This window comes from Flavobacterium sp. (genome assembly GCF_044371705.1).
Lineage (GTDB): Bacteria > Bacteroidota > Bacteroidia > Flavobacteriales > Flavobacteriaceae > Flavobacterium.
Window position 1 is genome coordinate 1 of the sequence record NZ_JBILTE010000118.1, and the last position, 7,978, is coordinate 7,978.

Annotated in this window: 10 protein-coding genes; 9 read left to right on the plus strand and 1 reads right to left on the minus strand. The window is 35.3% G+C overall.

Annotation, left to right across the window (positions count from 1 at the left end; genetic code table 11):
- Positions 1–1,218: ABC-F family ATP-binding cassette domain-containing protein (locus ACIQ2S_RS09015; RefSeq protein WP_396175154.1), on the minus strand; the 1,218-nt coding region annotated here is incomplete at its 3' end.
- A gap of 155 nt (positions 1,219–1,373) precedes the next feature.
- Between ACIQ2S_RS09015 and ACIQ2S_RS09020 the strand changes: the two genes are divergently transcribed.
- The 9 genes from ACIQ2S_RS09020 to ACIQ2S_RS09060 form a co-directional block, all read left to right on the plus strand.
- Positions 1,374–1,538 (plus strand): hypothetical protein, encoded by a 165-nt coding sequence (locus ACIQ2S_RS09020; RefSeq protein ID WP_396175156.1) that lies wholly within the window; start codon positions 1,374–1,376, stop codon positions 1,536–1,538.
- 53 nt (positions 1,539–1,591) lie between these two features.
- Positions 1,592–1,894 carry a type II toxin-antitoxin system RelE/ParE family toxin gene (locus tag ACIQ2S_RS09025; protein WP_396175158.1) on the plus strand — a complete coding sequence of 101 codons (303 nt, stop codon included), beginning with the start codon at positions 1,592–1,594 and terminating at the stop codon, positions 1,892–1,894.
- Between the two features lie 9 nt (positions 1,895–1,903).
- Positions 1,904–3,073, plus strand: a complete 1,170-nt coding sequence (locus tag ACIQ2S_RS09030; protein ID WP_396175160.1) for a glycosyltransferase family 2 protein — start codon at positions 1,904–1,906, stop codon at positions 3,071–3,073.
- Between the two features lie 158 nt (positions 3,074–3,231).
- A complete protein-coding gene (locus ACIQ2S_RS09035; RefSeq protein WP_396175162.1) occupies positions 3,232–4,578 on the plus strand; it encodes a dihydrolipoamide acetyltransferase family protein in 1,347 nt (448 codons plus the stop codon).
- A 150-nt stretch (positions 4,579–4,728) separates the two neighbouring features.
- Positions 4,729–5,505, plus strand: a complete 777-nt coding sequence (locus ACIQ2S_RS09040; RefSeq protein ID WP_396175164.1) for an exonuclease domain-containing protein — start codon at positions 4,729–4,731, stop codon at positions 5,503–5,505.
- Between the two features lie 53 nt (positions 5,506–5,558).
- A complete protein-coding gene (locus ACIQ2S_RS09045) occupies positions 5,559–6,170 on the plus strand; it encodes a fumarylacetoacetate hydrolase family protein (RefSeq protein ID WP_396175166.1) in 612 nt (203 codons plus the stop codon).
- Between the two features lies 1 nt (position 6,171).
- The gene (locus tag ACIQ2S_RS09050) at positions 6,172–6,516 is read left to right on the plus strand and encodes an Hpt domain-containing protein (protein ID WP_396175168.1); all 345 of its coding nucleotides are present in this window, start codon (positions 6,172–6,174) and stop codon (positions 6,514–6,516) included.
- A gap of 64 nt (positions 6,517–6,580) precedes the next feature.
- Positions 6,581–7,828: a CinA family nicotinamide mononucleotide deamidase-related protein gene (locus tag ACIQ2S_RS09055; RefSeq protein ID WP_396175170.1), complete on the plus strand. Its 1,248-nt coding sequence runs from the start codon at positions 6,581–6,583 to the stop codon at positions 7,826–7,828.
- Positions 7,829–7,902: 74 nt separating this feature from the next.
- The coding region (locus tag ACIQ2S_RS09060; protein ID WP_396175172.1) for a bL28 family ribosomal protein at positions 7,903–7,978 on the plus strand (76 nt) is incomplete at its 3' end.

Genomic DNA, 7,978 nt, shown 5'->3' on the forward strand with positions numbered 1-7,978 from the left:
TAACGGAATGTATTCACCGTATTCTTTGATAATATCAATTACTTTTTGACCTGGTTTTGGGTTGATGCCGCTTTGGGTGTAGTAACCTACTTTAATCGTGTCGCCAATAACCACTTTTCCCGCATCAGGCAAAATAGTTTTAGTCAGAATATTTAAAAAAGTGGATTTTCCGGTGCCGTTTTTACCAATAATTCCAATGCGTTCGCCACGTTGAAAGTCGTACGAGAAGTTATCCAAAATTACGCGGTCTTTGAATTTCTTATACAACTTGTGAAGCTCAATGATCTTGCTTCCCATGCGTTCCATATTGATTTCCAACTCAACAACATTTTCTTTTCGACGACTTTCGGCTTTTTCCTTAATCACATAGAAATCATCCTGACGTGATTTCGATTTAGTCGTTCGTGCCTTCGGTTGGCGACGCATCCACGCCAATTCTTTGACAAAAAGATTTTGAGCTTTGTCGATGCTTGCGTTTTCGGAAGCAATTCGCTCTTCTTTTTTCTCTAAATAATATGAGTAATTTCCTTTGTATTGGTATAGTTTGCCGTTATCGAGTTCAATGATTTCATTACACACACGTTCCAAAAAGAAACGGTCATGCGTCACCATAAACAACGTGATATTTTCTTTGGCAAAATAACTTTCCAACCATTCAATCATCTCCAAATCCAAGTGGTTGGTAGGCTCATCCAGAATTAATAAATCGGGACGATTAATCAAAATAATCGCTAATGAAAGTCGCTTTTTCTGTCCACCCGAGAGACTTTTGACTTTCAATTTAAAATCTTCCAATTTCAATTTGAACAAAATCTGTTTGAATTGTGTTTCAAAATCCCACGCATTGTGTTGGTCCATCAAATCAAAAGCTTTTTGATAGGCTTCTTCATTTTCAGGGTTTTCGAGAGCTTTTTCGTATTGCTCAATCACTTTGAGCGTTTCGTTATCACTGGCAAAAATACTTTCTTCAATTGTTAACTCATCTTGCAATTCATTTTTTTGCGACAAAAAAGCCATTCGGATATTTTTACGAACCACTACTTGTCCTGTATCCGGTTCATCAAAACCATTGATGATGTTCATAATGGTCGTTTTTCCCGAACCGTTTTTAGCGATGAAAGCAATTTTTTGGTCTTTGTTGATACCAAAGGAAATGTTTTCAAATAATACGCGTTCGCCATAGGCTTTGGATATATTTTCTACTGAGAGGTAATTCATTTAATTTGTCAATGGGGCAATGAGCCAATTAATCAATTGTTTTAAAAATGCAAAAGTAGTGCTTTATTTTTTCTGAAACGAATTGTTGAAACTTTTGACTTTGCTAGAAATGCAAAGAAAAAATCACTATTTTTACTTTTTTAAAAGGTACTGTCATGAGTAAAAAGAACCCAAGCCACGAAAACAAACAAATCAATAAAGTTGAAGAGCCAACAACTGACTATAATATTGAAAAAAATGCTGTTCAAGAGGAAAAATTGCATCCGGTTTTGGTGAAACTTTTGGAAAAATCAATTCAAGAAGCTAATGAAGGAAAATAAATTCCACACGAAGAAGCGATGAGAAGAATAAAGGAAAGATATCCTTTTTTGAAATGAGTTATCACGTCGACTGGACTTTTTCTGCACTAAATTCATACTATGAAGAAATCGAATTCATTTACTTAAAATGGAATCAAAAAGAAGTTTTGAATTTTGAGAAATTAGTAGAAAAGGAATTAGAAAGACTTTCTAAAAATCCAACTTTAGGAAAAATAAATTTTAAAAACAATTATTCAATTGCAATTTCTAAACAAACAACTCTGATTTATCGAATAAATGATAAAGTTAAATCAATTGAACTTCTTTTATTTTGGAACAATTTAAAAAATCCGGAAGATTTAAATAAGTTGCTGTAAATTTGCCCTATGCAACTATCCGTCATTATCCTCAATTACAACGTTCGCTATTTCCTCGAACAATGCGTGCTTAGTGTTCAAGCTGCTTTGCAACAAATTGATGGTGAAATAATTGTAGTTGATAATCATTCGTCGGATGATAGTTGTCAAATGATGAAAACCCGTTTTCCTGATATCAAACTAATTGAGAACAAAGAAAACACTGGTTTCCCGAAAGGAAACAACATTGGAGTTTCTGAAGCGAAAGGCAAATACATCTGCATTCTTAATCCCGACACCGTCGTCGCAGAAGATACTTTTACAAAAATTTTGGGTCATCTACGGCAAACTCCCCCCTCGGGGGCTGGGGGGCTTGGTTGCAAACTCATCGACGGCACCGGAAATTTCCTTCCCGAAAGCAAACGCGGCATTCCCACTCCATGGGTCGCGTTTACAAAAATATTTGGCTTGTATAAAATTTTTCCAAAAATTTCAATATTCAATCGATATTATGCTCAGCATTTATCTGAAAATGAATCGGGTAAAGTGGATATATTGGTCGGTGCTTTTATGGTGATGCCTCGTGATTTATATTTGGAGCACGGAGGGTTTGACGAAAACTGTTTCATGTATTCCGACGATATTGATTTAAGTTATCGATTGCTGCTATCGGGCAAGTCTAATTTTTATTTTAGTGAAACTTCAGTCATTCATTACAAGGGTGAAAGTACCGTGAAGGATGACATATATATGAAACGTTTCCAGGAAGCGATGGATTATTTTTACACAAAACATTTCAAAAAATCAGCTTTTTTTAGTTTTTTTATGAAAGTAGGAAGTGTTTTTTTTGCCTTTGTGAAGAAAAATAAAATAACTGATTCTAAAAGTATGGTTGACCATTATATACTGATTTCTGAGAATGAGTTATTAAAAGAAGAGCTCGAAAAATTGTTAGGAAAAAATGTTAAAGTCATTCCATCTTCCTTCAAAAATGAATTATCTTCGCTTTTAAAAGGAATAAATACAAACATTGAAATCATTTTTGATCAGAACTATTTAACTTTTTCAACTATTATTTCAGCAATGGAATTGCATAAAAATGAGAAAGTAACCTTCAAAATCATTCCTAATCATAGTAATTTTATGATTGGAAGCAACAGCAGCAATGATCGAGGAGAAGTCGTGATGATCGAAGGTTGATTACTGAATTTTGAGGTTTTTAGAACTCTGTAAAATTTTTTAATCTGTGAATATTCGTGAAATTCGTGTCAAATAAAATTATTGATAATGATAATAATCAGTCCTTTTTTTAGTAATTTCGCAAACTGAAACACAAAATAAACCTTTAGGTTATCGATATGGCAAAATTTGAATTGAAATTGCCCAAAATGGGAGAAAGCGTTGCCGAAGCAACCATCACCAGCTGGTTAAAAAAAGTAGGTGATAAAATAGCGGCAGACGAAGCGGTTTTGGAAATAGCTACGGATAAAGTAGATAGTGAAGTCCCTTCGGAAGTTTCTGGGACTTTGGTAGAAATTTTATTTAATGTGGATGATGTAGTTTTGGTTGGACAAACCATTGCTATCATTGATACAGAGGGAGGAAGTGCAACTGTGGAAGCAAAAACAGTTGAGGTAGCTCCGGCCATTGTTGAAATAGAAAAAGCCATTGAAGTTGCAAAAGAAGTTGTTCATGCTGCTGCACCAATTGCTGTTGATTTTTCTTCATCAGAAAAATTCTTTTCACCTTTAGTTAAAAACATTGCAAAGGAAGAAGGTGTATCGATTGCAGAATTGGAAACTATTAAAGGTTCAGGAAAAGAAGGTCGTGTGACCAAAGATGACATTATATCGTACGTAAAAGACAGAGCCAACCAACCGGTTGCAACTGCTCCAAAAGCAGAACCAATTGTTGCTGAAATTTCGAAACCGGAGGTAAAAGCGGATGTGAAAATTGAAACAGCTCCTGAGAAAAAAATTCCGGTTTCTGTAAACGGTCAAGATGAAATCATTGAGATGGACCGTATGCGGAAATTGATTTCCGGCTATATGGTTTCCTCCTTACAAACTTCTGCTCATGTACAGTCGTTTATCGAAGTGGATGTAACCAATATTGTAAATTGGAGAAACAAAGTCAAAGATGCTTTTGAAAAAAGAGAAGGTGAAAAACTAACATTTACACCAATATTTATGGAAGCTGTGGCAAAAGCCATCAAAGACTTCCCAATGATTAATATTTCTGTAGAAGGCGATTACATCATCAAAAAGAAAAACATTAACTTAGGCATGGCAGCTGCGTTACCGAATGGTAACTTAATTGTTCCGGTTATTAAAAATGCGGATATGTTGAACCTTGTCGGATTAACTAAAACGGTTAATGATTTGGCTAACCGTGCCCGAAACAACCAATTAAAACCGGATGAAATTCAAGGAGGAACTTACACGGTTACCAATGTTGGAACTTTTGGAAGTGTTTTTGGCACCCCAATTATCAATCAGCCACAAGTTGCTATTTTAGCCTTAGGAGCGATTCGAAAAGTACCCGCAGTTATTGAAGCTCCTTCAGGAGATTACATCGGTATCCGTCACAAAATGTTCTTGTCGCACAGTTATGACCACCGTGTGGTAGATGGTTCGTTAGGCGGGCAATTTGTGAAACGAGTAGCTGATTATTTGGAGGGTTTTAGTGAAAATAGAGATTTTTAGATTTTAAATTTTATATTGTTAAATCCTTTCATAGATTAGTTTCTGAAAGGATTTTTCTTTTAAAAATACTTCTAAAAAAAGTAAACCATTCGACCAACGGTCATTTCAAAAGTTTATATTTGCTTTTTTTATATCCCAAAAAACAAATTCATGGAACTCAAATTAAACCGCCCCATCTGCTTTTTTGATCTCGAAACCACGGGTGTGGAAGTAGCGAAAGATAGAATTGTAGAAATTTCAATCTTTAAAGTTTTTCCCAATGGAAATAAAGAGAGCAAGACATGGTTGGTAAATCCAGAAATGAAAATCCCATTTATCGTTTCTCAAATACATGGGATAACAGATGAAAAAGTAGCCAACGAACCCACGTTTAAAGAACTTTCCGGTCAGGTATATGCCATGATTAAGGATTCTGATTTGGCTGGATTTAATTCCGATCGATTTGACATTCCCTTGTTAGCTGAAGAATTATTGCGAGCCGGAGTAGATTTTGACATGAAAAACAGGTTTTCCGTTGATGTACAGACTATTTTCCATAAAATGGAAGAACGTACCTTAAGTGCGGCTTATAAATTTTACTGCGGACAATCCTTGGAAAATGCACATTCAGCTGAAGCTGACACAATGGCTACTTACGAAATTTTAAAATCGCAATTAGAAAGATATCCCGAATTGGAGAACGATATGAAATCGCTTTCTGAATTTACTACACGAAAAAAATCTGTTGATTTTGCAGGATTTATTGCTTTGAATGATAAAGGACAAGAGATTTTTACCTTTGGAAAGCACAAAGGAGCTTTGGTCGAAAAAATATTAGAGGACGAGCCGGGTTATTTTGGTTGGATTCAAAACGCTGATTTTCCTTTGTATACCAAAAAAGTTCTTACAGCAATCAAATTAAGAAAGCTGAATAACAAGCTAACTTAGCAAGCATCAATGACGTAGAACCTCAGTACCTTAGAACCTCAGTACCTCAAAAAATGAAAATAATCTGTATCGGAAGAAATTACACCAAACACATTGAAGAGCTTCAAAATGAGCGACCGGATGAGCCAGTGGTTTTTTTGAAACCCGACAGTGCTGTTTTACTGAAGCAACATCCGTTTGTGATTCCTGAATTCAGTGATGATATTCATCACGAAGTGGAAATACTCGTTCGAATTAATAAAGTTGGGAAATATATTGATACAAAATTTGCTCATAATTATTACGACGAAATAGGATTGGGAATTGATTTTACCGCTCGTGATTTACAAGCTAAATTAAAAGAAAAAGGATTGCCGTGGGAAAAAGCCAAAGCTTTTGACGGTTCAGCGGTGATTGGTAGCTTTTTATCGAAAAAAGATTTCCAGTCTACAGAAAATATTAACTTTGAGCTACGAAACAATGGAAACACAGTTCAAACGGGAAACACAAGTTTTATGCTTTGGAAAATTGATGAATTAATAGCCTATGTTTCGCAGTTTTTTACATTAAAAATTGGAGATATAATTTTTACCGGAACACCTGAGGGAGTGGCAAAAGTTCACCCAGATGACATCCTTGAGGGGTACATAGAGGACAAAAAACTATTTCGAATACAAGTAAAATAAGATGGCATTACACTATAATTTAGCAAAAGTCTATGCACTTTCTGATAACGATTCTGAGTTTGTTTTACAGATCATCGGCCTATTTGTTTGTGAAGTTCCGGATGATATAAAGTTTATCAGGCAGGGTGTCGAAGAAAAAAACCATCAACTAGCCTATAGTTATGCACATAAAATCAAACCAACTTTAGATTTACTTGGATTGAATGTTGCTTATGAGGAAATACTTCAGGTAGAAGCTTGGACGAAGCGTGAAGGTAAGCGAAAAGAAATAAAAGAAATCTTTAAAAGTATTGAAGATCAGGTTGATAAGGCTGTAAAGGAAATCAAAAAAGATTTCAGTTTGTAAATTTTACGATGCAAAGAGCCTTCGCTTTAAGCTGTTTTTAAACTTCTCAAAATCAAATTTTAAAATGAACGCAACCATTGTAACCATTGGAGATGAAATTCTTATCGGTCAAATTACCGATACAAATTCCGGATATATTGCAAAGGAATTGGACAAAATTGGTGTTCGTGTAACAGAAATGCTATCTATAAGTGATGATCGGCAGCATATAATTGACACACTAAAAGGATTGCAAAATAAAGTTGATTTTGTACTCATTACTGGAGGACTAGGTCCCACGAAAGATGATATTACTAAAAAAACATTGTGTGATTATTTTGAAGATACTTTTGTACGAAATAAAGCAGTTGAAGAGCATATTGTCGCTCTTTTTACACAAATGAATTTTGCGGTTACACAAGTCAATCGCGATCAGGCATTGGTTCCTTCAAAAGCAATTGTTTTAAAAAACAAATACGGTACAGCTCCGGGAATGTGGATGCAAAAAGAACAAACTGTTTTTGTTTCGATGCCGGGAGTTCCTTATGAAATGAAGGCAATCATTGCAGAGGAGTTGATTCCTAAAATTGTAAAGGAGTTCAAAAGACCGTTTATTTTGCATCAAACAATTTTAACTTATGGTCAAGGAGAAAGTATTGTAGCCAAACGCATTGAGGCATGGGAGGACAGTTTGCCGGATTTCATAAAATTAGCTTATTTACCAAGTCCCGGACGCGTTCGCCTGCGATTAACAGGTCGCGGGAGTGATGAACAGCAATTGAGGAGTACGATTGATGATTTGGTGAAGAAACTGTATGAGTTAATTGGAGATATCATTGTTGGAATTGAAGAAGATGAAACCATAGAAGTTGTTTTAGGTAAGCTATTAACTCAAAAAGGTAAAACTGTGGCAACCGCTGAAAGTTGCACCGGAGGTAAAATAGCAGAGGTTATCACTAGCATTTCTGGCTCTTCAAATTATTTTAGAGGTAGTGTAGTAAGTTATGCAACCGACACTAAAGTTTCGATTTTAGGAGTAAAACAATCTGTAATTGACACTTATTCAGCAGTAAGTGTTCAGGTAGCAGAGGCGATGGCACAAGGCGTTCAACAATTGATAAAAGCTGATTTTGCTATTGCAACCACAGGAAATGCTGGTCCGTCAAAAGGAGATGCAGATGCAACAGTGGGAACCGTTTGTATTGCAATTGCTACTCCAAAAGGTGTTTTTTCGGAGCAATTTAATTTTGGTCAACCGCGTATGAAGGTGATTGATCGGACAGTAAATAAAGGACTTGAAATGCTTCTAAAAGAAATTTTAAAAAACTACTAAAATTTGTTTGTGTAATAGATTAGTTTTTTGTTTCTTTGCACCCTGATTTTGAATAACGATAAAAGATAAGCATAATGTCAAGAGTTTGTGACCTTACAGGTAAAAGAGCGATGGTAGGAAACAATGTTTCTCACGCGATGAACAAAACTA